Source organism: Mycobacterium vicinigordonae (assembly GCF_013466425.1).
Classification (GTDB): Bacteria; Actinomycetota; Actinomycetes; order Mycobacteriales; family Mycobacteriaceae; genus Mycobacterium; species Mycobacterium vicinigordonae.
Genome location: NZ_CP059165.1, coordinates 3,188,565 through 3,214,315 on the forward strand (window position 1 = coordinate 3,188,565; position 25,751 = coordinate 3,214,315).

General features: G+C 65.1%; 23 protein-coding genes and 1 pseudogene. 11 read left to right on the forward strand and 13 right to left on the reverse strand.

Annotation, left to right across the window (positions count from 1 at the left end; translation table 11 throughout):
* Positions 1–99: 99 nt before the first annotated feature.
* Positions 100–711, reverse strand: coding sequence for a TetR/AcrR family transcriptional regulator (locus tag H0P51_RS14380; RefSeq protein ID WP_180913504.1), 612 nt, complete (start codon positions 709–711; stop codon positions 100–102).
* Positions 712–1,152: 441 nt separating this feature from the next.
* Between H0P51_RS14380 and H0P51_RS14385 the strand changes: the two genes are divergently transcribed.
* The 3 genes and pseudogenes from H0P51_RS14385 (at position 1,153) to H0P51_RS14390 (ending at position 2,718) form a co-directional block, all read left to right on the forward strand.
* The gene (locus tag H0P51_RS14385) at positions 1,153–1,755 is read left to right on the forward strand and encodes a class I SAM-dependent methyltransferase (RefSeq protein WP_180913505.1); all 603 of its coding nucleotides are present in this window, start codon (positions 1,153–1,155) and stop codon (positions 1,753–1,755) included.
* Between the two features lie 5 nt (positions 1,756–1,760).
* A pseudogene (locus H0P51_RS29240) lies at positions 1,761–1,868 on the forward strand (acyl-CoA dehydrogenase family protein); the annotation flags it as partial.
* Positions 1,869–1,887: 19 nt separating this feature from the next.
* Positions 1,888–2,718, forward strand: coding sequence for an enoyl-CoA hydratase-related protein (locus tag H0P51_RS14390; RefSeq protein WP_180913506.1), 831 nt, complete (start codon positions 1,888–1,890; stop codon positions 2,716–2,718).
* Positions 2,719–2,723: 5 nt separating this feature from the next.
* Here the strand turns inward: H0P51_RS14390 and H0P51_RS14395 are convergent, their stop codons facing one another.
* Genes H0P51_RS14395 through H0P51_RS14430 form a run of 8 tightly spaced genes read right to left on the reverse strand, consistent with a single transcriptional unit; the run spans position 2,724 to position 11,388 of the window.
* Positions 2,724–4,361, reverse strand: coding sequence for an FAD-binding protein (locus H0P51_RS14395; protein ID WP_246398811.1), 1,638 nt, complete (start codon positions 4,359–4,361; stop codon positions 2,724–2,726).
* A 59-nt stretch (positions 4,362–4,420) separates the two neighbouring features.
* Positions 4,421–5,791 carry an aromatic ring-hydroxylating oxygenase subunit alpha gene (locus tag H0P51_RS14400; RefSeq protein ID WP_180913508.1) on the reverse strand — a complete coding sequence of 457 codons (1,371 nt, stop codon included), beginning with the start codon at positions 5,789–5,791 and terminating at the stop codon, positions 4,421–4,423.
* Positions 5,792–5,813: 22 nt separating this feature from the next.
* Positions 5,814–7,355, reverse strand: coding sequence for an acyl-CoA synthetase (locus H0P51_RS14405; RefSeq protein WP_180913509.1), 1,542 nt, complete (start codon positions 7,353–7,355; stop codon positions 5,814–5,816).
* Positions 7,356–7,371: 16 nt separating this feature from the next.
* Entirely contained in the window at positions 7,372–8,244 is an 873-nt protein-coding gene (locus H0P51_RS14410; protein ID WP_180913510.1) for an enoyl-CoA hydratase-related protein, read from the reverse strand.
* 34 nt (positions 8,245–8,278) lie between these two features.
* Positions 8,279–8,515, reverse strand: coding sequence for a lipoyl domain-containing protein (locus H0P51_RS14415; protein ID WP_180913511.1), 237 nt, complete (start codon positions 8,513–8,515; stop codon positions 8,279–8,281).
* A complete protein-coding gene (locus H0P51_RS14420; RefSeq protein ID WP_180913512.1) occupies positions 8,508–9,515 on the reverse strand; it encodes an alpha-ketoacid dehydrogenase subunit beta in 1,008 nt (335 codons plus the stop codon). The genes H0P51_RS14415 and H0P51_RS14420 overlap by 8 nt, the downstream gene beginning before the upstream one ends.
* 12 nt (positions 9,516–9,527) lie before the next feature.
* On the reverse strand, positions 9,528–10,466 hold the full coding sequence (locus tag H0P51_RS14425) for a thiamine pyrophosphate-dependent dehydrogenase E1 component subunit alpha (RefSeq protein ID WP_180918974.1): 939 nt from the start codon (positions 10,464–10,466) through the stop codon (positions 9,528–9,530).
* 58 nt (positions 10,467–10,524) lie between these two features.
* Positions 10,525–11,388: a mycofactocin-coupled SDR family oxidoreductase gene (locus H0P51_RS14430; protein WP_180913513.1), complete on the reverse strand. Its 864-nt coding sequence runs from the start codon at positions 11,386–11,388 to the stop codon at positions 10,525–10,527.
* A 267-nt stretch (positions 11,389–11,655) separates the two neighbouring features.
* Between H0P51_RS14430 and H0P51_RS14435 the strand changes: the two genes are divergently transcribed.
* From H0P51_RS14435 to H0P51_RS14460, 6 genes are all read left to right on the forward strand, one after another.
* Positions 11,656–12,876: a CaiB/BaiF CoA transferase family protein gene (locus H0P51_RS14435; protein WP_180913514.1), complete on the forward strand. Its 1,221-nt coding sequence runs from the start codon at positions 11,656–11,658 to the stop codon at positions 12,874–12,876.
* A 164-nt stretch (positions 12,877–13,040) separates the two neighbouring features.
* Entirely contained in the window at positions 13,041–14,963 is a 1,923-nt protein-coding gene (locus tag H0P51_RS14440; RefSeq protein ID WP_180913515.1) for a PE family protein, read from the forward strand.
* Complete coding sequence (locus H0P51_RS14445; protein WP_180913516.1) at positions 14,953–16,173, forward strand: amino acid deaminase/aldolase; 1,221 nt, start codon at positions 14,953–14,955, stop codon at positions 16,171–16,173. Before H0P51_RS14440 ends, H0P51_RS14445 begins: the two co-directional genes overlap by 11 nt.
* 25 nt (positions 16,174–16,198) lie before the next feature.
* A complete protein-coding gene (locus H0P51_RS14450; protein ID WP_180913517.1) occupies positions 16,199–17,494 on the forward strand; it encodes a D-arabinono-1,4-lactone oxidase in 1,296 nt (431 codons plus the stop codon).
* A 114-nt stretch (positions 17,495–17,608) separates the two neighbouring features.
* The gene (locus H0P51_RS14455) at positions 17,609–18,961 is read left to right on the forward strand and encodes a wax ester/triacylglycerol synthase domain-containing protein (RefSeq protein ID WP_180918975.1); all 1,353 of its coding nucleotides are present in this window, start codon (positions 17,609–17,611) and stop codon (positions 18,959–18,961) included.
* Positions 18,962–19,144: 183 nt separating this feature from the next.
* Positions 19,145–19,456, forward strand: coding sequence for an ANTAR domain-containing protein (locus H0P51_RS14460; RefSeq protein ID WP_180913518.1), 312 nt, complete (start codon positions 19,145–19,147; stop codon positions 19,454–19,456).
* A 147-nt stretch (positions 19,457–19,603) separates the two neighbouring features.
* Here the strand turns inward: H0P51_RS14460 and H0P51_RS14465 are convergent, their stop codons facing one another.
* Positions 19,604–20,050 (reverse strand): DUF6941 family protein, encoded by a 447-nt coding sequence (locus H0P51_RS14465; protein WP_180913519.1) that lies wholly within the window; start codon positions 20,048–20,050, stop codon positions 19,604–19,606.
* Positions 20,051–20,281: 231 nt separating this feature from the next.
* On the reverse strand, positions 20,282–22,159 hold the full coding sequence (locus H0P51_RS14470; protein ID WP_180913520.1) for a DUF4407 domain-containing protein: 1,878 nt from the start codon (positions 22,157–22,159) through the stop codon (positions 20,282–20,284).
* Positions 22,160–22,380: 221 nt separating this feature from the next.
* On the opposite strand from H0P51_RS14470, the gene H0P51_RS14475 reads away from it, so the two are divergent.
* The gene (locus tag H0P51_RS14475) at positions 22,381–22,944 is read left to right on the forward strand and encodes a hypothetical protein (protein ID WP_180913521.1); all 564 of its coding nucleotides are present in this window, start codon (positions 22,381–22,383) and stop codon (positions 22,942–22,944) included.
* 134 nt (positions 22,945–23,078) lie between these two features.
* A complete protein-coding gene (locus H0P51_RS14480; protein ID WP_180913522.1) occupies positions 23,079–23,507 on the forward strand; it encodes a type II toxin-antitoxin system Rv0910 family toxin in 429 nt (142 codons plus the stop codon).
* Here H0P51_RS14480 and H0P51_RS14485 read toward each other — a convergent pair.
* Positions 23,504–23,803: a LapA family protein gene (locus H0P51_RS14485; RefSeq protein WP_246397962.1), complete on the reverse strand. Its 300-nt coding sequence runs from the start codon at positions 23,801–23,803 to the stop codon at positions 23,504–23,506. The genes H0P51_RS14480 and H0P51_RS14485 overlap by 4 nt on opposite strands.
* 132 nt (positions 23,804–23,935) lie before the next feature.
* Positions 23,936–25,657, reverse strand: a complete 1,722-nt coding sequence (locus tag H0P51_RS14490) for a molybdopterin-dependent oxidoreductase (protein ID WP_180918977.1) — start codon at positions 25,655–25,657, stop codon at positions 23,936–23,938.
* Positions 25,658–25,751 lie beyond the last annotated feature (94 nt).

The window sequence follows — 25,751 nt, forward strand, 5'->3', positions numbered from 1 at the left end:
CCAACTGCATGCACCACCGGCGAACTACCACTCAAACACGAGGACGACTTGTAGCGGGAGGGAATTTCGCTTGCCGAGAAAGCTGTCTCGTGCGACGCCTCAGGCGACGGAAGCACCGAGGATGAGGTTGACGGCCTCATCGAGTTGACCCGCGATCTCCTGATAGGTGAGAAAGCGGGCTGTCATCAGGGCACCCGCAAAAGTCATCTGCAGCGTGGACTTCACCGGACGTGGCCAGCCGGGACCCAGCGCCGCACCGATCCGCCGAGACACCTCCTCGGAGATCTGTTGACGCAGCGGCGCGACGGCCGGGTCGTCGGCCATTAAGGCCGCTCCGCATCCGGCGGTCAACTCAGGTTCGTCGGCAACCACCAGTGCCATGTCCCGCATCGTTGCGCTTACCCGGGTCTTGGTTGTGTCGTTCACGTCGGTGTGCAGCGGTAGCTCGCGCAGCAATCGCAAGTAGACCGCCGCGACCAGAGCGCTTTTGGAGGAAAAGTACGTATAGGCACTCGCCGGCGACACCCCGGCGCGCTGTGCCACCGCACGCATCGTCAGGTTGGCGTAGGACGATTCGCGCAATTCCTCCAGCCCGGCATCAAGGACTTTGCGGATCGTCTGCCCCGGCCGCCGATCTGACCTGCGCGACGCGGTGCTCCCGGCCGCGGTGCTGGCATGACCGCTAACCCGCGGAGCCGCTTCTCTAGACACCCGTCCAGTGTAGAAAACAGCTACGGTCAGCCACAACCACCCAAGAAACGCTCTTGACCAGCGTATATTCGTGGTCTTAGGACAGCCGCCGGCCCCGCTGAACCTTGCCCGCTAGCACCAGTATCGATAGCGTCATTACGGATAGCAGACAAATGTCCAGAAAAATGGATGAGACGCTGGAGGGCTCGAACGTGCATCTGGATCGTGTGCTGGTGACCGGAGCGTTCGGCCTCGTCGGATCTGCCGTCGTGGCTGCGGTTGCCGCTGCGGCTCGCCTCGCCTCTGGTGCGGTGGTACCTGCGGCGCCGTTCTCCGTATCGCGGATTCCCCGGTGCCACAGCAGATCCCATGCGCGTTATCCGGTTCCGTTTCGGAGACCCGACACCCTCGGAGTCAGCAGATTCCGGGGTGCTGCACCCTTAGTACGAGTACTTTGGTCCAGTGACCAAGCAAGACCGACACCGGTGGGACGAGCGCTATGCCCGACTTGGCACCGTGCCGGGCGAAACGGTCGAGGCCCCCGCTTTCCTTGCGCCCCATCTGAGCGTGCTGCCAAGCACAGGACAGGCGCTGGACCTAGCCTGTGGCCGGGGACGCGACTCGGTGTGGCTGGCACGCCAAGGACTGCACACGTGGGGATTGGACATCTCGGCAGTAGCTATCGAGCAGGCACGAGAACTTGCGCAGCGCAACGGAGTTAGCGATCGCTGCCGATTCGACGTTGTCGACCTCGATCAGGGCCTGCCGGAGGGCGGACCCGTTGAAATGCTCCTTTGCAACCGATTTCGCAACCAACGCCTGGACCGGGCGCTAATACAGCGATTGGCACCGGGCGGGCTGCTGGCCATCGCCACTCTCAGCGAGGTCGGCGCCACGCCAGGTCCATTTCGGTCCAAACCGGGGGAATTGACCGCCGCATTCGCCGAATTGAACCTGCTGGCGGCGGGTGAGGGCGACGGAAAGGCATGGTTACTGGCGCGCCGCGAAGGCTCAGGCCTCCCGGATGGTCAGCTGCAGGCGCGAGGCCACGCCAAGGATGCATAGTGGACTGCCCGATCGCAGACGTATCGGCTGGGGCCAGGGTGACCAAGATCTACGGCGGCACAAGCGAAATCATGAAAGAAATCATCAGTCGCTCCCTGGGAGACAACGCCTGAGTCCGGTAGTGTCACCACAATGGAACGTCGCGTCCTCGAAGCCGTCATCTACGAGCGCGAGCCGCCCATCGCGCGGATCATCCTCAACCGGGTCGACAAGGCCAACACCAAGGACGCGGTGCTGGTGACCGAAGTCGACACGTGCCTGCGCGAGGCCGACCGCGACAAGGAGATCAAAGTCGTCATCCTCAAAGCCAACGGCAACGGCTTCTGCGGTGGACATGTCGCCCGCTGGGGCCCGGACGAAAACCCTTATCCCGACTTCGGCAACACCTTCGAGGATCTCTACAAGGGCACCGCGGACCTGTTCCTGTGGCCGACGCTGTACCTGTGGGAGTTCCCGAAGCCCACCATCTCCCAGATCCACGGCTACTGCATGGGCGGCGGAATCTACCTCGGCCTGCTGACCGACTTCTGCGTCGCCTCCGAGGACGCGTATTTTCAGATGCCGCTTGCCCAAAGCCTCGGCGAGCCCGGCGGTCACACCATGATCGAACCGTGGTTAATGATGAATTGGCACCGCACCATGGACTGGCTGCTGCTGGCGCCCACACTGTCGGCTCAGCAGGCCCTGGACTGGGGACTGCTCAACCGGGTGGTAGCGCGAGAGGACCTCGAGGACACGGTGGAGGAGATGGCGCGCAAGATCGCGCAGATTCCGCTGACCACGCTGATGGCAGTGAAGAGCAACGTGAAGCGGGCCTGGGAATTGATGGGTATGCGGGTGCACCTGCAGGTCAGCCACATCCTGACCAACATGGTCGGCGCGGCGACCGACGTGCAGGCCCGCCGCGCCGAACTTATGCAGTCGGGGATGAAGCCACGCGACTTCGTAGACCGCGACGAGTAGCCGCGTCAACGGCTCTTTTCCCCGGCGATTTTGCGGCCGGCGGCATGTCGTGCCGCGACATAACCGAAAACCATCGAGCTGGCGATGCTCGCCCCCGCTCCCGGATAGGTTCGGCCCATCACGGTGGCGGTGGTATTGCCGGTTGCGTACAGGCCCTCGATGACCCGGTCTTGTTCGTCGAGAACCTGGGCGTACTCGTTGGTGATCACCCCTCCGCAGGTACCGACGTCGGCCGGCAACACCCTGGTGGCGTAATACGGTGCCCGATCTAGTGGTCCCACCGCGGCATTCGGCCGGTAGCCCGGATCGCCCAAACAGTCGTTGTAGGCGGATTGGCCGCGGCCAAAGTCCGGGTCCAAACCCTTTGCGGCGTAACCGTTAAACCGTTGAACGGTGCGGATGAGTTCCTCGGCGGGAAGCTCGATCTGGCGCGCGAGTTCACCGAGGGTGTCAGCCCGCTTGACCGCGCCACTCTCTATCAATTCCGGGGGCAGGTGCTGACGCTTGATCGGGTTGGTGCCCGCCACGTAGCGGCGCACGTACCCGTGGTCGAAGATCATCCAGCAGGGCACCGCCTTATTGGCGTACATCGCTTTACCCACTTCGACATACGAATTCGACTCGTTGCAGAACCTCCGGCCGGTCGAGTCGACGTAGATGGCGCCAGGCCGTTGCCGTCCCGAACCCAGCGACGCAGCGGCCGCGCCGCCATTGGCGATAAAGACGGACGGCAACCACCAGGCCTCGTCGAGGAGATCGGTCTTGGCGCCGAGCCGCATCGCGGCCTGCAGCACCTCGCCGGTGTCTCCGGCGTTGGCAATCGACCATTGTCCCTCGTTGGGCTGATCGCCGCTGTAACGGCGGCGCATATCAGGATTGTGCCCGAAACCTCCGGCCGCCAACAGAACTCCCTTGCGCGCCTCGACATTCATCGCTGTGCCACCGTGGTTGATGCGCGCGCCGAGCACCCTCCCGTCCTCGATGATGAGGTCCTCCATGGCGGCGTTGACCCACAGTGGCGGCTGACCGTCACTGAGGCCGATCAGCACCTTGAGCATCTGCCCGATCAACGAGGCCCCGTTGGTGAGGACCTGGCGTCGTGCGATTTTCGCGGCGTTGGTACGCGCGAAAACCTTGGTGGCTACGGCCAGCGCACGAGGAGACCGGTTGAAGTACTGCACCGAACGCAGCTCATTGGTCAGCACGACGTATCCGTAGTTCTTGGCCAGCGACGGCTGCACTTTGTCGCGCCACCCGCCCAGTTCGGCTGCGTCGAACGGAATCCCTTCGACGGCGCGGCCGGATTCGTTGCCGCCCTTGTGATTCGGGTAGTAGTCGCTCCATCCGGCGCAGCGGATCAGCCGAACACCCTTGCGCACCAGGAAATTGATCATCTCGTAGCCGGCGGTGAGGAACATCTCCCGTCGCTCCGGTGAGGATGCCTGGCCGACGTCACCGACCACGTCGGCCAGGTATGCCAGACCGTCCTCGTGAGAGTCAACGATTCCGTCGGCCCGCATCAGCGGGTTGTTCGGCAGCCAGACGATTCCCCCGGACAATCCCGTCGAACCGCCCACCAGGGACTGCTTCTCGACGATCAGCGGTTGCAACCCGGCGTCCAGTGCGGCCAGGCCGGCGACCATGCCCCCGCCGCCACTGCCCGCGATCACCAGGTCGACGGAACGATCCCAGTTGACGGCGCTCACCGTGCCCCTCCTGTCGCAGTGGCCGCACCGGAGGTGAAGCCGAGGTCCACCACTGGGACATCGATGGTCGTGTTGGTCTTTTGGATCGCCGGCACCAGCGTCTGATATGGCAATCCGGCCAAGAATCCATCAATGACGCGTTCGAAGTTCGAGATCAAACCTTCAATTTGGCTGGACAACCTCATGAACTCGAAACCCTTGGAATGCAGGCCCTTTTGCTGCTTGGGCAGATTAGAGAAATCCTGGGCGGGGATCGGTGGCCAGCGCGGGTCATCTGGCGCCATGGGTTCCGGCGGTGTCGGCTTACCGGTGACCTGGTCGGCCGGGATACGGGTGAGCGACCAGATCTCGAATAAGGTCTCCTCGGGACCCAGTGGCCGGATGCGGTACGACGAGGCGCTGCTGTACTGAGGCAAGAGGAAGTAGTGCGGGAAGCCGAACCCGATCGCATCGACGATGCCGCGACGCTGCAGCTCGTTGAGATCGGGGATGTCGCAGCCGCGGGCCCGATGCCAGTGCACCACAGCGTCATTGAGGGTGCGCTTCCACACCGCCATTGCCTCGGCGGGATCGGCGGGCAATTCGATGTCCTGCAGTCCTTCGGCAATGCGTACGTCGTTCTCATGGGTCATGCCGGCCATCCCCGTACCGAGGGTACGCATGAAGTACAGGCTGGTCTGGACGAGTCCCGGAGGTTTGTCGCTGGCGGGCTGTGCCGACGGCAGCAGTTGCGGATGGGTCTGGGGAACGTGATAGCCCTCCATGAAGGCGGCAGTCGCCAGCTTCCAGTTCACTGGCAGCCGACACGACTGCCACCACTCGGTGCGCAGCGATTCGACCTTCCAGGCGTCATAGATCGTGGCAAACGGTTCCAAGCAGTCGCGCAGTCCAGGGGCTTCGTCGTCGAGGTTGATCCAGACGCAGCCACCCCACAGTTCGCATCGCACCGGCACCAGCGCAAGGTCGTTCGGATCCAGGTTGTGCTCGTCGAATGCCTCGGGCCGCAGCACGAAGGTGTTGCGGCCGTCGATGTTCCAGCACCAGCCGTGGAACGGGCAGACGAAGGTACGCCGAGACCCGTTGCCCTCCACCAGTTTCACACCGCGATGCCGACAGGCATTGTGGTATGCCCGCACGGTGTCGGTGTCGACCCGAACCACAATGATCGACTGGTCGAGGATCTCGTACTCCACGAAATCACCGGTCTTGGGGATCTCTTCGAGCCGGCAGGCCATCTGCCACACCCGCGGCCAGAGCTTCTCGTTCTCCAGCGCGTAGAACTCCGGATCGTAATACCGCTGTTTGGGAATCCGATCGGCGGCCTGCACCGCCCACGGCACCGGCAGTGGCGTCCAGTTCACGTCCATGTCTTCTCCGTTGGTTTTGGGCTCATAGAATCCTGGACATCCGGCCCTGCCAATAGCGTTCTCTGAGCCGCTTTTTGTAGAGCTTGCCGTTCGGGTCGCGGGGCAACTCCAACTCGAATTCGATCGTGCGCGGGCACTTGTAGGTCGCCAGGTGCGATCGGCAGTAGGCGATCAACTCCGCTTCCAGTTCCGGGCCGGGCGTGACACCCACGATCGGTTGCACGACGGCCTTGACCTCCTCGCCGTACTCGTCATTCGGTACGCCGAATACTGCGGCGTCGACGAGTTTGGGATGCATGACCAGTAGGTTCTCCGCCTCCTGCGGGTAGATGTTGACCCCGCCGGAGACGATCATGAACGTGGAGCGGTCGGTGAGGTAGAGGTAACCGTCCTCATCGACGCGACCGATGTCGCCCAAGGTCCGCCAACCACGCTCGTTATACACCGACGCGGTCTTGGCGGGATCCTTGAAGTACTGGAACTCGGGGCCGCCTTCGAAGTACAGCTCCCCGGATTCGCCGACGGGTAGTTCGTTGCCGTCGTCGCCGATGACATGAACCGGAGTCATCGGGATGCCCACCGACCCTGGGTGGGCCAGCCACTCTTCGGGGCCGATCGTAGTGCCGGCGAATCCTTCGGTGCCACCGTAGTATTCGTGGATGATCGGCCCGAACCAATCCATCATTTGGTGTTTGACCTCGACCGGGCAGGGCGCGGCGGCGTGGATCACACACTGCAAGCTCGACACGTCGTACTTGTCGCGGACGGCCCTGGGCAGCTTGAGCAACCGCACGAACATGGTCGGCACGAACTGCGCGTGCGTCACTCGATGGGCCTCGATCAGGCGGAGCACTTCTTCGGCATCGAACTTGGGCATGATGACCGACGCCGCGCCCACTCGGTTGACGGCCATCGTGTAGTTCACCCCAGCCGCGTGGTAGAGCGGGGCAGGGGAGAGGTACACACTCGACGCGGTCATCGCGTACTTGTGCCTCAGTGCCATCTCCAACACTGCCTGCGCCCAAGAACCGTTGCCGTCCAATGGAAGCGGGCGGCGCACCGCCTTGGGCCGGCCGGTGGTGCCCGACGAGTACAGCATCTCCGACCCGTCCGAGATCGGCGGCGCCTGCCCCGCCACCGCTAGCACATCCGCGTACGGCTGCCATCCGGGCACATCGCCGCCCACTCCCACGTGGACGGCCACTGCGTTGTTGACATCGCGAACGTGCACCGCCAGCTCGCGTCCCACGCCGCGGGAAACGTCGACGAACACCGCCTTGGCGTCGGAGTCGTCGATCACATACGCCGCTTCCTCGGGCGTGAAGTGGGTATTGACAGCGGTGTAGTACAACCCGGAAAACTGGCAGCCCCAGGTTATCTCGAAGAATTCGGGCCGGTTCGGCAGGACCAGGGCCACGCCGTCACCGCGGCGCAGCCCGGCATCGTGCAGCGCCCCGGCGACCTTCTGGCTGCGGGCGTAGAGGTCACCGAAGGAGACCGTACCGTCCTCGACGATCAGAGCGGGCGCCAGCGGATTCCGCTGCGCGTGGTCGGCGATGTTCACCGGGCGACCCCCACCACTACGTCGTTGCAGCGGCGCCGTCGGTCGATGCGGCGGCTGCCTGGCGGCGGGCCTGCTCGGAGGGCAGCACCTTGTCCTTGAACACGGTCTGGATGAGCTGTTGCACGTCCTTGCTGATCGACGCGAGGGCCACCAGGTCGTTGGAGCTCTGCCAGTGCACCCGCATACCCATCAGCTCCCAGGCCCGCTTGAGGTTGGCCTTGGTCGCCAGCAGCGTCGTCATCGGCGCTTGAGCAATGTGGCGGGCGATCGCTTCAACGCGGTCGTTGAGCTGATCGCGCGGAACCACCTCGTTGACTAGCCCGACCTCTAGTGCCTTCTTGGCGTCGATGACCTCGGCGAGATACAGGTAGTAGGCGGCACGACGCCAGTTCATGAACACCCAAGGTTCGATCGAGCATTCACCGGAGGGCATGCCGAAGCCCTGCAACGGCGGGTAGGAGAAGTAGGCGTCCTCTGCGGCGATGACAATGTCGGTGGTCAGCCCGTAATGCGTGCCGCCGCCCACGCAGTAGCCGTGCACCTGCGCGATCGTCGGCTTGGAGAACTCCCAGAGATTCAGGATCGGCTTGACGAACAGGTCGGTCTGCGGCTTCCACGGCGTGCCCATCACCCCGGCAGCCTCGACGAACGACGGGTAGTCGACGGCGTTATTGCCGATGGCGTGCCCCGAGCAGAAGCCCTTGCCGTTGGCCTTGAGGATCAGCACCTTGATGTCGTAGTCGCGGTCAGCGTCCAGCAACGCGGCGTCGACCTCCTCCGCGAGCTTCTGGTCCTGGGCGTTGGCCTTCTCGGGCCAGTTCAGGGTGACGCGGGCGATGGGCCCTTCCTTTTCGTAGATGATTCGTTCGCGGGTTTCTTTGAGGTCCATGGCTTTTCGATACCTTTCGTGATGGGGTGACTCGTTACGGAGTGATGACGCCGATCTGGGCGCCGATGTCATAGGTCGTTCCGATCTGACCGGTCCACTGCACGGTGCCCGACGCTCCAGCTTCGATTTCCTGTTCCACCTTTTCGGTGGCGATCACGTAGATCGGCGTACCTTCCTCGACGTACTCGCCACCGTTGACCAGGAGGTCGGTGAGTTCGGCCTCCGACACGGCCACCGACACCCGGGGAATCCGAATCACAAACTCAGCCATGCGCTCTCGCCCTCTCCAAAGTGAGCTGCGCCGCAGCCACGATGCGGGCCGGCGACGGATACACCTGGGCCTCTAGGGCGGCCGCGGCCGGATTGGGCACGAATCGGGCCCCGACCCGCTGGATGGGGGCGGCGAGCTCACCGAACAGCTCGGCCTGCAGGATCGCCGCGATCTCGGCCCCCGGCCCGGCGAATTGGACCGCATCGTGCACGATCACGACTCGCCGGGTACGGCGGGCGGATTCAACGATTGTCTCCACATCCAGTGGTACCAGCGTCCGCAAGTCGACCACCTCGGCGCTGACATCTTGTTCCTGCAAGGTAGCCGCCGCCGCGAGCGCGTCGTGCACCGCGCGTCCGTAGGCGATCAACGTTACGTCGGTACCGGGACGCTTGATATCGGCCTGGCCCAACGGGATCGAGAACCCCTCCGCTATCGGGACGGGCCCCTTGCGGCTTTGTAGCCGGATCGTCTCGACGAACAGGCACGGATCCTCGTCGAAAATCGCCGACGTCAGCAGCCCCTTGCCGTCCCGGGGAGTGGACGGGACGATCACTTTCATCCCGGGGATGTGCATGAACCAGGCCTCCAGCGACTGCGAGTGCGTCGCGCCGGTGGCCAGGCCTGCGTACACCTGGGTACGGATGGTGATCGGTGCGGTAGTGCGCCCGGCGGTCATGAATCGCAATTTGGCGGCGCTGTTGATCAGTTGGTCGGCGGCGATGCCGATGAAGTCCATAATCATGATTTCGGCAACCGGCAACAGCCCGTCGATCGCCGCGCCGACCGCCGCACCGACAATCGCGGCCTCCGATATCGGCGTGTCCAACACCCGATCGTGGCCGTACTTGGTCGACAACCCTGCGGTGGGGCCAGAGGCGCCGGGGTCGGCGATGTCCTCGCCGAGGAGGAACACTCGATCATCGGCGTGCAACGCCTGGTCCAGCGCGAGGTTCAGCGCCTCGCGCATGGTCATCTCTTGCTCGTCCTCTGGTTGCATTACGCGGACTCCTTACCGGGGGAAGCTAATCGGCGTCGCGTACACGTCGCGCTCAAGTTCCGCTGCCGAAGGCGAGTCGGCGCTGAGCACCGCCTGCAGCGCTGCCTCGACCGCCGCCGCGGCGTCAGCGTCGATGCGGTCTAATTCCTCGTCGCTGCAGATCCCCTCCTCGGCCAGCCGGCTACGGAACCGCGGCACCGGGTCGGCAGCCATCGCGGTGGCAAGCTGATCCTTCGGGATGTAGGGCATCCGATCACCGAAATAGTGGCCGCGGAAGCGGAAAGTCACGCATTCGATCAAGGTGGGACCCGCGCCGGTCCGAGCCCGTTCCAGCGCCGTGTCCAGCGCGGTTTTCACCGCCCGCGGGTCGTTGCCGTCGACTCTTACGCCGGGCATGCCGTAGCCGGCCGCGCGGTCGGCGACCTGGTTGATCTTCATCGTGTCCGACGTTGGGGTCATCTCGGCGTAGAGATTGTTCTGGCACACGAAGACCAGCGGCAGATCCCACAGCGCAGCCATGTTGGCCGCCTCGTGGAATGAGCCGGTGTTGGTCGCGCCGTCGCCGAAGCTGACCACGGTCACCCGATCGGAGCCCCTGCGCTTTGCGGCCATCGCCAGACCCACCGCAACCGGCGGGCCGGCCCCGACGATCCCGGTCGAAAACATCACGCCGACAGCGGGGTTGGCGATGTGCATGGTGCCGCCTTTGCCGCGTCCTGCGCCAACGACACGGCCCATCATCTCGCCGTAGATCTCCTCGAGCGGCACTCCCTTTCCAATCAGGTCGTGCAGCCCCCGGTAAGTCGTGACCAACTGGTCGTCGGGTCGCAACGCCTCTGCCATGGCCGCGGCGACGGCTTCCTGACCACGCGAGGGCCAGTAGACGCACATGAACTCCCCGGTACCGATGCCTTTGGACAGCCGATCATCGGCCGTCTTCATCAGCACCATCAGCTCGTAGAGGCGACGCTCACTCACCCGATACACCTAATTCCGTTGCGCGACAAGGCTATGACCCCGACCAGGGCTTGACTTTGAGGAAGCCGCCGGCATCCACCCGCAACTGCTGGCCGGTGATGTACCGCGCGGCGTCGGAGGCCAGGAACACCACGGCCTCACTGATGTCTTCGGGCTCCACATAAGGGACCGGCATCGCCTGCACCAGTGGAAAGATCGGTTCGGCATCCTCGCGGGTCGGATTCGCCAGGTCGGGCCGAAACGCCCGGTACATCGGCGCGCTGTGCAGCATGTCGGTGTTGACGTTGGTGGGGTGGATCGCGTTCATCCTGATGAAGAACGGCGCCAGCGCCCGCGCGAAGTCGTTCACGTAGTGTGAGGCAGCGATTTTCGCGAATGCGTAACCAGCGCCCCCAGGTCCACCGTCGATGCCGGTGGTGTTCATCGACGACATGAATGCGGCGTTGGACCCGATCACGATGACCGATGCCCCAGACTGCAGATGTTTGAGGCTGGTGTGCACCAGATTGAGCACCCCGACCAAGTCGACGTCGACGGCATCGGCGAAGGCCTGCGGCGGCAGGCCCGCGGTCAATGGGCAGATTCCGGCGTTGGCGACGACGATGTCGAGCCGGCCCAGTTGCGCCACGCCTTCGTCGACAGCGGCCGATAACGCGGCCCGGTCACGAACATCGACGACCGCGGAGAAGATGCGCTGACCCTCCTTCTCCACTAGCCGTACGGTTTCTTCGAGGTCCTCCGGCCGGGCCAACGGGTACTCGTTGGTCTCGATGTCGGCACACAAGTCCAGCGCGATGATGTCTGCGCCCTCGGCCGCGAGCATCCGCGCATGCGACCGGCCCTGCCCCCGTGCCGCTCCGCTGATCACCGCGACCTTGCCGGTAACTCGGCCCATCACCCGCCCCCTACTCACTTGAACTGACAGCGCATTGGGCACGAGAAACACTGTGGCCCAATGCATCTAATTGTGCGGAAGAGCACCCGAGGAGATCCACGGACACGGGGTCCGGGATCAGGTCAATCGTCGGCTCCATCCCATCTCTTCCACGAGCAGCCGCGGTGCGAACACCCGCGTGGCTGCAGCCGGGCTATCGATATTCCTTACACTAGCTAGAATATCTAAAATAGCAAGAAATGACCTAGCTAACAGAGAGGCCGGTCGATGACGGGTGTGCTCAGCGGTGTTCGAGTGGTGGAACTGGCGTCCTGGACGTATGTGCCTTCGGCCGGAGTCGCGTTGGCGGACTGGGGCGCTGACGTAATCAAGGTGGAGGGCGTCGCGTCCGGTGACCCCGGCCGGGCGCTGGTCGTCGGCGGTTTCACCCGCCAGGCCGCACGCGCCGACACCGACTTCATCCTGGAACTGAGCAACCGGGGCAAGCGCAGCGTCGCGATCGACATCAAGTCGGACACCGGCCGTGAGTTGTTCGGTCGCCTACTGGCCTCCGCCGACGTGTTCCTCACCAACTGGCTGCCCGGCGCGCTGGACCGGGCCCGGCTAACCGTCGAGGACATCCGCTCGTTCAATCCGAACATCATCATCGCCCGCGGTACCGGGCTGGGGGTGCGCGGCCCGGACCGAGACCGCGGCGGATTCGACGCTGCCACTTACCTTGCGCGCGGCGGGGTGGCATACACTCTCACCCCGTTCGGTACTGAGAACCCCGCGGTCCAGGGTCCGGCGTTCGGCGACCTACAAGGCGGAGCCACGCTGGCGGGCGGGGTGTGCGCCGCGCTGTTCCATCGGGAGCGCACCGGCGAGCCCAGCATCGTCGACTCCTCGTTGCTAGCCCAAGCGATGTGGGCGATCGCACCGTCCATTTCGGTGGCCGACCTGTTCGACATCGACGGAATCCCCGGCGCGCCACCTGGACTGGCCATCAACCCGCTGGTGGCGCGGTATAAGACCAAGGACGACAGATGGATTCAGCTGGTCTTCCTGCAGCCGGACAAATTCTGGGCCGGCTTCTGCCAGCGCATGGGCCTTCCGGAGCTGGTCAACGACGAGCGGTTCGTACCGTCCAGCAACCTCATCGCCAACGCCGCCGAAGCCACCGCGATCTTCGCGAATGCATTTGCGGCCCAAGATCTCGCGCACTGGCGGCAGGTGCTCCAGGACGAGCCGGGTGTCTGGGGTGCGCTGGCCACGCCGAAAGAGGCGCTCAACGACCCGCAGGTCGAGCCCAACGGGTACGTCATCACCAACGTCGACGACCAGGGTGAGAAATACCGGATCGTAGCCGCCCCCGTCCAGTTCAACGAGACCCCGCCGGGGCCCACGCGAGCGCCCGAACACGGCCAACACACCGAGGAGGTGCTGCTCGAACTCGATCTCGATTGGGACGAAATCGCCCGCGCGAAGGACAGCAAGGCAATCCTGTGAGTTACCCCATTGTCGCGGAGCGTGATCCCGGCACGGGTGAACTGTTCGCCTGAGATGATCGGTGCCGGCCCCGGATACTGAGCCACGTCGGCGCACCGAAATGCGGGGTGCGCCGACGCTGTCGCGATAGCCTTTGCGAGGTTTTCGACGGCGGGAGGCATCTGGTGAGTTTCTTTGGGTCGCCGAATCTCGTCGCGGCGCCTGAGTTCCTGACGGCGGCCGCGTCCGATCTGGCGAATTTGGGCACGTCACTCAACGCGGCCAGCGCCGCGGCAGCAGCTCCGACAACGGCTCTGATCGCCGCGGGAGCTGACGATGTTTCGGTTGCGGTTGCCGCATTATTCGGTGCGCACGCGCAGACATACCAATCGCTGAGCGCCCAGGCGGCGGCCTTTCATCAGCAATTCGTCCAGGCATTGAGCGCGGGCGCGGGCGCCTACTCATTTGCCGAGTCCGCCAATGCGGTGCCGCTGGCCGCACAATCCATCGGTGAAGACCTGCTCAATCTGATCAACATGCCGACGCAGACGTTGTTCGGGCGGCCCCTGATCGGTAACGGCGCCGACGGCGCCCCGGGTACCGGAGCCAGCGGCGGAGCCGGCGGGATCCTGTGGGGCAACGGTGGCAACGGCGGGTCCGGCGCCACCAATCAGGGCGGCGGCAACGGTGGCAACGCCGGTCTATTCGGCAACGGCGGCAATGGCGGCGCTGCGGGGAACAGCAGCACCGCGGGCGGCAACGGGTTCGCCGGCGGTGCTGGCGGCAACGGCGGACTGCTGTGGGGCAACGGCGGTTTCGGCGGCACCGGCGGAAACGGAGCCGCCCCGCTGACCGGCAGCATCGTCGGCACCAGCGGCGGCAGCGGCGGCAATGGCGGCAGCGCCGGATTGCTCTACGGCTTCGGCGGAGCGGGTGGTGCGGGCGGCACCGGCGGGGCGGCCCCGCTGCCGAGTCCCACGCAGACCATCCCGTCGGCCGGCGGAGTCGGTGGATCCGGCGGCGCGGGTGGCAGCGGCGCGGCGCTGTTCGGCGGCGGCGGGTCGGGCGGCGCGGGCGGCGCCGGCGGCCTCAGCGACGCAACGACCAGCAGCGTGGGCGGCTACGGCGGCCAAGGCGGCACCGGTGGCCAGAGCGGCCTGTTGTACGGCGCGCCCGGCGGCGGGGGCGACGGCGGGCACGGCGGCGCCGGTGTGGACAGTCTCGGCAACCTGGGCAACCCCGGCGGTCACGGCGGCGCCGGCGGCGCAGGGGGAGCGGTCGGCCTGTTCGGCAGCGGAGGCCACGGCGGCGATGGCGGGCCCGGTGGGAACGGCAGCAGCACTTCGATCGCCCTTGGGACCGGCGGCAACGGTGGTGTCGGCGGAACGGGCGGCAGCGGCGCAGCCGGTGGTTTGATCTACGGCAACGGCGGAACCGGCGGCAACGGTGCGCTCGGGGGCAGCGGTGGCGGCGGACTCACTGAGGGCTACGCCGGTTCGGGTGGCTTCGGTGGCGCCGGTGGCAATGCCTGGCTGCTCGGCGTCGGCGGCCAGGGTGGCAATGGCGGGGGCATCGGCCTTGCTGGGTTGACCGCTGGGACCCCGGCCACCACGCAACCGGTCGGCGGTATCGGCGGCAACGGAGGTCGGGCCGGGCTACTGCTCGGCGTCGGGGGCAATGGCGGAAACGGCGGAGCGACCAGCCCCGGCGGGGTGCTCTACGCCTCCGGAGGAAGTGGCGGCAATGGCGGCTGGATCGTCGGCAACGGCGGCATCGGGGGCAACGGCGGTGCCGGCACCGGCAGCATCGCCAACGGCGGTTCCGGCGGCAATGCCGCGTTGCTGTTCGGGACCGGCGGCGCCGGCGGGACCGCGGGTGCCGGAGGTATTGGCACAGGCGGTTCCGGCGGCCTCGGTGGCTTGCTGCTCGGAAACGGCGGGGCGGGCGGCAACGGCGCCCCAGGCGGTACGGGTGCGGGCGGCGCCGGTGGCAACGCCTGGTTGATCGGCAATGGCGGAAACGGTGGGGCAGGCACCGGCGGGGCGCCGGGCGGTGCAGGCGGTCGCCGGGGATTGCTGTTGGGTCAGGACGGCGCGAATGGACCGTGACTCGCCCGTTCCGCTGGATCTGCAGGGCCGGCTGCAGCGCTACGAGCAGGCATTCGCCGAGCTCGATGCGCCGTTCGCCTTCGTAGACCTCGACGCGATGTGGCACAACGCTGGCCAGATGCTGTCCAGAGCCGGCGACAAGCCCATCCGAGTTGCCTCGAAGTCATTGCGGTGTAGGCATTTACACCGTGAAATCCTGGACTCGGAGCAACGGTTCGACGGGTTGATGACGTTTACCCTGGAGGAGACCCTGTGGCTGGCCGGGCATGGGTTCGACAACCTGCTGCTGGCTTACCCGAGCACCGATCGCGCCGGCCTGCGCCGACTCGGCGAACTCACCGCAGCCGATCCCGATGGCGCGCCGATCCTGATGGTCGACAGCATTGAGCACCTGGACTTGATCCAAAGCGCGACAGATCGGCCCTTTCGATTGGGTCTGGACTTCGACGCCGGTTACTGGCTTGCCGGCGGGCGGCTGCGGATCGGTCCCAAACGTTCGCCGGTGCACAGCCCCGAGCAGGCCCGCGCCCTAGCTGAGGCGATCGGTCGACGACCGGGGCTGAAACTTGTCGCGCTGATGTGCTACGAGGGCCACGTCGCCGGACTCGGAGACCAGGTCGCCGGCAAGCTCGCACAGAACGCGATTGTTGGGTGGCTGCAGCGCCGATCGATGGCGGAACTGCGAGACCGCCGCGCTCGCGCGGTCGAACTTGTACGAGAGGTCGCCGACCTCGAGGTCGTCAACGCCGGCGGCACTGGAGACCTGCAACTGGTCGCCCAGGAGCCGGCGATGACCGAGGCGACCGCCGGCTCCGGGTTTTTTGCGCCGACGCTGTTTGACTCCTATTCCACGTTCACGTTGCAGCCCGCAGCCATGTTCGCGCTGCCGATCTGCCGCCGGCCCGACCAGAACACGGTCACCGCCCTTGGCGGCGGCTACCTGGCCAGCGGTGTCGGCGCCAGGGACCGCATGCCCACGCCCTACCTTCCGGCCGGGCTCAAGCTCAACCCGATGGAAGGCGCCGGTGAAGTCCAGACACCGCTGACCGGCGCGGCCGCGCGCCAACTCAAGGTGGGCGACCGCGTGTACTTCCGCCATACCAAGGCGGGGGAGTTGTGCGAGCGGTTCGCCCGATTGCATTTAGTTCGGGGTGCGCAGATCGTCGACACGGTGCCGACCTACCGCGGTGAAGGGCAAACGTTCCTGTGACGCGGTTGATGCGAGAGTTGGTGCAATGACGGATAAATGGGTCAACTGGGCCGGCGACCAGGTGTGCGCACCGTCGGCGATCGAGCGTCCCGCCTCGGAGGCCGAACTGGTCGATGCCGTAGCCAGGGCAGCCCGAAATGGTCAGCGAGTACGTGCCGTCGGTACCGGCCACTCGTTCACCGACTGCGCCTGCACCGACGGCGTTATGGTCGACATGACGGGTCTGCAGCGGATCCTCGACGTCGACTCGGCCAACGGGCTCGCCACCGTCGAAGGTGGCGCTAAGCTCCATACGCTCTTGGCGCAGCTGGCCCGTCGAGGGGTCGGCATAGAGAATCAGGGCGACATCGACAAGCAGTCGATCACCGGGGCAACCGCTACCGCCACGCACGGCACCGGTGCCCGCTTCCAAAATGTGTCGGCACAGATCGTGGCTGCCCGGTTGGTTACTGCCACCGGCGACGTCCTCGAGATCGCCGACGGCTCAGCGCAGGACGACTATCTGGCGGCGCGGGTATCGCTAGGTGCTTTGGGGGTCATCTCGCAGGTCACCATCAAGGTGGTGCCACTGTTCACGCTGCACCGCCGCGACGAGCTGATACCCCTTAACACGACGATGCATCACCTCGACGAATACGTCGACGGCAACGACCATTTCGAATTCTTCGTGTTCCCCTACGGCGACACCGCGCTGGCGCGCAGCACGCGCCGCAGCCACGAGGAACCCAGACCGCAGCCGCGGTGGAAGAAGCGACTCGGCGAGGAAATCGAGAATGCTGGCCTCAATGTCATTTGCCAGGCCGGACGCCGCTTCCCCAGTGCGGCACCGCAACTCAACCGGCTGCTGACCAGTCTGCTGTCACCGTCCAGCGTGCAGGACCATGGCTGGAAGGTCTACGCGAGCACACGCAAAGTGAAGTTCACCGAGATGGAGTACGCGATTCCCCGGGGACGTGCACGCGAGGCCGTTCAGCGGGTTATCGACGTGGTGCGCCGCCGCAAGCTGCCGATCATGTTTCCGCTCGAAGTGCGATTCAGCGCTCCCGACGACGCGTTCCTGTCGACCGCGTACGGCCGCGACACCTGCTACATCGCTGTGCACCAATTCACCGGCATGGAATTCGAAGGCTATTTCCGCGCCGTCGAGGAAATCATGGATGACTATGCGGGACGGCCACATTGGGGAAAGCGACACTATCAAAACGCCGCCACCCTGCGTCCGCGATACCCGGAGTGGGACCGCTTTACCGCCGTGCGCGACCGACTCGACCCCAACCGGGTCTTCCTCAACGACTACACCCGGCGAGTGCTCGGCGACTGACCGCCACGACCAAGGACCCGAATCGCAGGGACCAAGGTCCTCGGCTGAGTTGAAGCTAGCGACATCGACAGCGCTCGGTCGTAGGTTTATCGCGTGGGATCAGCGACCGAATTCATGCGCAACAGCGACGCCTTCACCTGGAGCATGGAAAGCGATCCGCGGCTGCGGTCAACCGTGGTCAGCGTCATCATGCTGGATCGGTCGCCGGACTGGGATTCGGTCCGCGAGCGTTTCGACGTACTGAGCCGCACAATGCCGATGTTCCGTCAATGCGTGGTCCAATCGCCCCCGCCCACTCCGCCGCGGTGGGAGTTCGACCGCGATTTCGACCTGGATTACCACATGCGCCGCACCGCGATAGCCGGCTCCGGCACAATCGATGACGTCCTGGAGATGGCACGGCTGGCCCAGATGCAGGATTTCGACCGGGCCCGCGCCCTGTGGGAGACCACCCTGGTCGAGGGACTGCAGGATGGTGGCGCGGCCGTCATCTGCAAATTCCACCACGCGCTCACCGATGGGGTGGGCGGTGTTCAGATCGCGATGACCTTGTTCGACCTGTCCGCCGAACACTTCCAAGTCGAGGCGTTGCCGCCCATTCCGGAGGCATCCAAGTCTTCCCCTCTAAGCAGCTACCGGGATGCCGTGCGCTACAACGCTTCCCTGTTTGGAAGTGCGTTGGTGGGCGCGGCGAAGTTGGCGCCGCGACTGGTGTACGACGGTGTTCGGCAGCCCGTTACCACCGCCCGCTCGGCGGTGGCCCAGGCGGCTTCGGTGTATCGCACCATTCGGCCGCTCAACCGCACCGGATCCGAACTCGCCAAGGAACGCAGCCTGATCCGCCGCCTGGGCGTGCATGAAGTACCACGCCTGCAATTGCGCGAAGCCGCCCACCGCGCCGGCGGGGCACTCAACGACGCGTTCGTCGCCGGTGTCGCCGGTGGGCTGCGGCGCTACCACGAGAAGCATGGCGTCAGCGTCGGTGACCTGCACCTGTCGATGCCGATCAGCCTGCGCACCGAGAACGACGGCATGGGCGGCAACCGGATCACGTTAATGCGGTTCGATGTGCCCGTCGGACAAGCCGATCCGGCGTTACGCATCAAGGGGATACACGAGCGGGCTAGTGCGGTACGCGACGAACGGTCACTGCCCTACACCCAAGCCATCGCCGGCCTGCTCAACCTGATGCCACGCTGGTATATCGGTTCGGTGCTGCGGCACGTCGACTTCGTGGCCAGCGACGTTCCCGGTGTGCCGATTCCGGTCTTCCTGGGCGGCGCCTCGGTGCGCGGACAATATGCATTCGGTCCGACCATCGGCGCATCTGTCAACGTCACCCTGTTGTCCTACTGCGATACCTGCGCCATTGGCATCAACGTCGACACCGCCGCCATCCCCGACTACCAGGTCTTTCACGACGCTCTTGTTGCCGGCTTCGACGAAGTGCTAGCACTGGCGGACTGATTCGAGCAACCGGCCGGTATCAACCCGCTCACGGGAGGGTATCGATGCCGACTCACGTCTGGCGCTTGCGGCGCGACCCACAAATCATTGCACGGGATGCCAATTGGGACTCGCGGCGGTGAGATATATTCCGATTCAACATGATCCTCCGCCCGGCAGACATCGGTAGGAGGTAACCGAGGCATGACGGCAAGCTGGGCTCCCACCCAGGCCTCGCACAGTCCGAGTTCGGGCCGCATTCTCGACACCGCGCAGGGTATTTTGATCGGCCTGCGCCGGTGCCGTTCAGACACCGCGTTCGATGAGTTGCACAGTGCCGCACAGCGGCACCGGGTTCCCGTGTTCGCGATGGCATGGGCACTGGTTCATCTGGCCGGCGAAGGCGAGAAGACGCCCAGCTTCGTGGATGCACAGTCCGCGGCCCGCGACGAGTGGGGCGAGTTGTTCGCCACCGATCACCTGCGTTCGTTGGCGGACGTGGCCGGGATGCGTTGAGCACGGCCGCGGTAACGGGGAAGTACCGCGGCCGTCAGCGAGTCCGTGGCGATGAGCCAGCAACGGCATACATGCGCCTTCAACACACCACTCAATTGGCGCTCCGGAGTCAATCAGCACGCACGCCAATATATTTCGATAACCACCCTAGGCAGGTGGTGGCACCACACCCCCGGGGGACACGATGAATGCCTCGACGGCGGTTGCCTGTTCGAAACCCTCCACCTCGACGCGCCATTCGTAGATTCCCGGGTCCAGCGGAATCCCGCCGGGAATGTTGAGGGTGAGCGGCATGCGGACGGCGGTGCCGTGAATAGCCCCCGGCAACCGGCCAGCCTCGGCGGCCGCCTCGAACAGGATGCGCTGCGGTCCCTGTGGCCCCTGCACAACCACCGGCTGGCCGTCGGTGTTCAGCAATTGGCATTTCAGCTTGTGCTGCTTGTTGGTCTCGTCCCAGTCGATGTCCAGAAACATCACCAAAGCGAAAGGGGGAGTAGGTGTTTGACATTGTCGCCAGCCCAACCCCAGCGTGTGGACCTTCCCCGACTGGACATCGGACTGGGCCGCGTCGGCGAGAAAGAGACTGACCTTCATGCCGCGTCCGCAGGGGGCGCGGTAGCGCCAGAAGCCGCAAGGTGCTGCGTTGTGATTGCTGCCGTCACGAGATCCACCAGATCCACGTCCTGCTTCCAATCCAGAATTTCGCGGCCTACGACCGTCGGGCAAGTCCGGGCCGATAATACGCCCGGCCCGACAGCTCAATACGCCAGGTTTACACCGCGCATTCCGCCGGCGATAGCGGAAGCAATCAGGGCAACTGGCACCCTATTTCGCGGGCGGCAACTGACGGGGCCCCTCCGGTGGACGCAGTTCGCGTGGTCCCTCGCGCTGGACGAGCTCGTGCCGGCCAGGTCGGCCGGAGTCCGTCCCGACCGACAATCCGGCCAGGTCGCGGGGCTGTCCGTAACCCAACGGCGGGTATTCGGTCTCGGTGCCGACCTGGCCGTAATCGGCCGCATGATGCCGTCGCGCCGCCTGGCCACGCGAGGACTCGACCCTGTTGTCCCGAGTGGCCTGAGCTGCCGGGGACGCTTCCAGACCGGCGCCGCCGCCATCGGAGGTCTCCGAGTCGACCGTCACCTTGCGGGTGCGCTTGAGTGAGAATGCGATCTCCTCGACCTCTTCGAATACCTGGCGCGCACTGCGCAGCGGCTGGGTGGTGTTGTCGATCACCCGCGCGACGAACGGGGGCACCAGCGGGCGGATCCACCGGGCCGCAGCTTTGGTGGCGTCCTCGATTGACGGAATCAACGGGCTTCCTCGTTCCTCGTCTCGGCCTTGCGGCTCTTCGTATCGCTGCAGGCCGTATTGCGCCTGCTCGGCTCGAACGTTGGTGGCGAGCTCGCCATCCTGAACTCCGGCTTCCCGATGTCCGGCGGGCAATTCGGCCACCGCGCGGCTGGCCGCCTCCGCTTCGGCGGCGATCGGCAAATACATGTCTTCCTCCACTGTCTCAAGCACTGGCTCGAAGGTGCGTTCCGACGTTGCGTGCACCGGGGCTTCCAGCGCCTCGACGACCCGCCGCCGCTGCTGCTCCCGGTCGATTTCGGCCTGCGCCTCAATGGCGAGGCGGGTCTGGGTGAGTTGATGCTCGGCCCACATGATCTCGGCGGCCCGGCGCACCTCGGCCCGCTTGATCGCAATCGCGGTCTCGGCATCGAGTTCGGCACGTTCTCGTTCCGCCCGTGCCGTGGCACGGCGGTCGTGGGTGGTCTCGCCGCGCCACGTCCGCAGGATCAGCGGCAGCAGGTACAGCAGCACGCAGAACGCGATGGTCAACAGGCGCAGCACCAAGGCGCCGTAGTCGGCACCAGGGCCGGCAAGGGTCAGGTCGTTCATGGCCACCCAGCGCGCCCCTAGACCCTGGCGGCCGTCGTCGAGCACTGCGCGCCGCGCACTGGCGAAGGCCTGCTCGTCCCGCGCCACGCGGGCATCGAGTTCCGGAGCCTGCCGGTCGCGGGCCGTCAGCGCGTTGTCCAGCTCGCGCTGCGCGTCGGCGAGCAATTCGTTGGACGATCGTGTCTCCGGGCCCTGACCGGGAACACCGGTGATGCGGGTCTGCGGACACGCCGGAGTGGGATTGTATTCACAGCGTGCTACCACCAAAGCTTGGTCGAGGTGTGCGCGCGCCTGCTCCACTGTCGTGTCGAGCGCTGATCGCGCCATGCGGGCCTGCTGAAGCGACGACTCGGCCTGCGCGACGGCGGGGGCCGCGCCCGCCGTGCGCACCGCGCCTTCGGTGAGGCGCTGGTCGATCACTCCGGAAAACACCACCAGCGCCGCGAGGTCTCCAACGATCACGCCGACGGCGACGGCGACCGTGGCACGACCCAGGATTCCGGCCCTGCCGCGGTCCGGGCCGCCTGCTATGGCACGGGTAACCGCACCCACCAGCAGCCCGACCAGCAAAGTTAGCGCGACAACGGCCCACAGCGGCGCGGTGTGCACCGACGAGTGCACTGCCAGTGCCGCGACAACCCAGGCCAGCACGGCGCCGAGCGCCACAACCGCACCCGCGACGGCGTGCGTGGACCGCTCGTGGTGCTCGCCGAGTTCGCGCCAGTATCCGCCGCCCAACCAGGTCAGCAGCCCTTGCAAACGCGAGACTGAGGAGCGCTGCTCGGGGGGTTCATTCGCGCGCATGACAATCCAACACCTCCAATGACTTCAAGCGTGGCAGCCCGCCCCGCGACACACCGAATCGAAGAGCCCGCTTGTGGCGTTGTTCACAAACGCGGCAAAAGTGGCCCAGCTCACCCTGGTGGGCCGGTCAGACTCGACCGAGCCGGAAGCACTGCGGAAATTTCGGCGACGCAAGCGGGTCGGCAACCGAGTGGGCCGCTGACGTGAGACGGTAGGAGCTTATGGAAAACCACGAACTGCTCACCTACGAAGAATTCGGCCGCAGATTCTTCGAGGTTGCCGTCACGCCGGATCGGGTGGCTGCTGCGTTCTCCGAGATCGCGGGCAGCGAGTTCGCCATGGAACCAATCGCCCAGGGCCCCGGCGGCATTGCCAAGGTCAGCGCGAACGTCAAGATTCAGGAACCGCGGGTCACCCGCAAGCTCGGCGATCTCATCACGTTCGTGATCCACATCCCGCTCACCATCGACCTGCTGCTGGATCTGCGACTGGACAAGCAACGCTTCGTTGTCGCCGGCGATATCGCGTTGCGAGCCACCGCGCGTGCCGCGGAACCATTGCTGATCATCGTTGACGTATCCAAGCCGCGGCCCTCCGACATCACCGTCAATGTCTCGTCCAAGTCGATCCGCGGCGAGGTGCTGCGCATCCTGGCCGGCGTCGACGGAGAGATCCGGCGGTTCATCGCTCAGTACGTCAAAGAGGAGATCGACTCGCCGAAGTCGCAGGCTGCCCAGGTCATCGACGTCGCCACCCAGGTGGAAACCGCCTGGACCGGCATCTGAGGCGGACTCAACACTCTCGCGGCGCGGCAGCGTGATCTGCGTCGCATCAGGCACGGCGTCGTTGGTGCGGTGTTTCCCGGTGAATGCCGCCGGGTAGCTAAGCCGGAAGTAACCAGCGGCGGGGAGGTGCGGATGTGGCGCAGGTAGATGTCTCGACGACGTCGGACGTGTCACCCGAAGCCGCCTGGAAACTCGCGTCAGACCTGAAGCGGTTCGACGAGTGGATGACGATCTTCGGCGGCTGGCGCGGCGAGGTTCCGGCGACCGTTGAGCAAGGCACGTGTGTCTCATCGCTGATCAAGGTCAAAGGTTTCCGCAATGTCATCCACTGGGAGGTGACCCATTACGACGAGCCGAATTCCATCGAATTGCGCGGTCACGGCCGCGGCGGGGTTCGGCTCGCGGTCGCGATGAGCGTTGCCCCTAACGACCAAGGCTCGACGTTGCACCTCCACGCCGATCTGTCCGGTGGCGTGCTGAGCGGGCCGGTAGGTCGGTTGGTGGCTCGTGTGCTGCGTTCGGATGTGCGCAATTCGGTGCAGAACCTCGCCGAATTGCGTTAGCCCGCTTGGCGGTTGCGCAACCGGATGCCCCGCTCATGGTCGCGTACTCGCCGACGCTCCATTGCCAGCCAGGACAAACCCGCACTCAGGACCAGCATTCCGACGCTGGCGGTGGCGATTCCGGCATCCACCTTCCCAAGCGAGAAAGCCGCCACCGAAACCACGAAGGCCAGTACGGCACCCGCGACGACGAGGAGTCCCGGTGCGCGCTGCGCGGCGTCGGGAACCTGCAGCGGCTCGTGTCGATGTGGGCGCCGGCGACTGGGACCGTCAGCACGTTGGTCGGTTTCAGGCACGACCTAGAACTCCTTTGCAGCGATGTCATTAGCCGAGACAACCCGTTGTCGTCGCACGGCTTCTACCTCGATGCCTACCCGAATGTCGTTCGGCATAAACGACTTCCGCACCCAAGAGTGGTTTGCGCGGTGTCAAAGCGTCTGATGGCGCCCAAAGTACTTGTGGTCTTCGCTGTAGCCGCCGTAGCCGCTTCCGATTTCGGAGTAATCGGCAACGAACTCAATACCTTTGATCCACTTCACCTGTTTGAAGCCGTGCTGCAGTTCGTTGCGCAGCCGAAGCGGTCGGCCGTGCAGGTAGGGCAGCGGTTGATCATTCATGTTGTACGCCAACATGCTCATGTGGTGTGTCATCTGCTCCAGCGGATGCGCGTTGTAGTAGATGCCGCCGGTGGCGCCTTCGCCCATGGAGTAGAAGACCACCCATTTGGCCTCCGGGAGGGGCTTCACGATGTCGATGATGGTTTGCATCGACACCCCACCCCATTTGGCCACACCCGACCATGCCTGGATGCAGAAATGCTGGGTGATCTGATCGTGGTAGGGCAACGCTTTGAGGTCCTCGAGCGAGAAGGCCGTCGGGTTCTCGACGAGACCGTAAACCCGCAACCGCCAGTCCGCGAAGTCGTTCTTCTCCAGCTCCTTGTATTCGACTGTTTCGGGCAACCGGCCATTGCGCCAGTGGTACGGCGAGATGTCTTTCTCGGTGAACGCGCCGGGCTTCGGGTTCAGCCTTTCCAGTGCCCGCTGGAAGGGGCCAACCAGCGCGTAGCCCACCCGCTGCACCACCCGGGGATGGCGAATAGTGAACGGCGAGGCCGCCACCCAACCAGCGGCCACCACCGCCATCGCGGCGAGGAACACCGCAAAGCCCACCCAGCTTTCGTCGTCGCGGGAGGCGAACATGTGGTTCAGATTTCGCAGCGCATCGGTGGTGAAGACCATCGTGACATGGGTGAGTATGAAGAACAGGAAGTACACCAGGACAAGGAAATGCAACGAACGTGCGTGCTGAATGCTCAATCGCTTGCTCAACCAGTGCACGCGCTGCGACAGCGCCGGGGACATGCCAAGGCCAGTAATCAAAGCGGCCGGACCGGCGATGAAGACGGTGGTGAAGTAGGCGAGCAACTGCATGCTGTTGTACGCGACCCAGCCGTTGTCGTTCGGCCATTGGAGCGAAAGGTATTGAATACCAACTGATAAGGCATTGGGAAAGACGTCCCAGTTGGTCGGGACGAGGTGCCGCCACTGCCCGGTGGCGAATAGCAATACATAGAAGACGACGCCGTTGACCAGCCAGAGCACGTCGATACCCAGGTGCCACCAGCGCGCTAGCCCGATCGAGTGCCGGAAGCCGGGTAATCCGAATTGTGGTGGCAGCGCCACGGTGTCGGCGTTGGCTGTCCACAGCGGGTCATCGGGCACCGGTGGCCCAACGCGCAGCCACTCGTCTTTGCCGGGTGTGGCGTTGCGGCTGAAGTAAAGTCTCGGATGGTCACAAAGGATCTGGATGCCCGATCGGATGATGAACATCATCATGAAGAGGTTGAAAAAGTGCGTCCAACCGATCCAGGCCGGTCGGCCGGGAATCACATCTGCATGGCTACCGGTTCCCGGGTAGCGCTGGATGAACGACTGCACCGCCGGCATGCTGTGCAAGCCCTTGCCGATCGCCACTCCGGCGACCAGTAGCGCGAATCCGATGGGAAGCAGCCAGAGCAGGTTGAACCATCTGTCCCGCCCCACCCGCAGCTTGGGTGCGGTGGCCCGCCGGGTCAGATCGAACCCGCCGCCGTAATTCTCGACATCCACCACGTCCTCGGCTTCGTGCACTTCGCTGGCGTAGTCCACGCCAAGCCGCCGATCGAGTACTCGAGTACGTCGCGCCGAAGTCTCGTGTGCAGTGCTCACCCGATGCCCCTCATTTCCAGCCGGAAAATTTTAC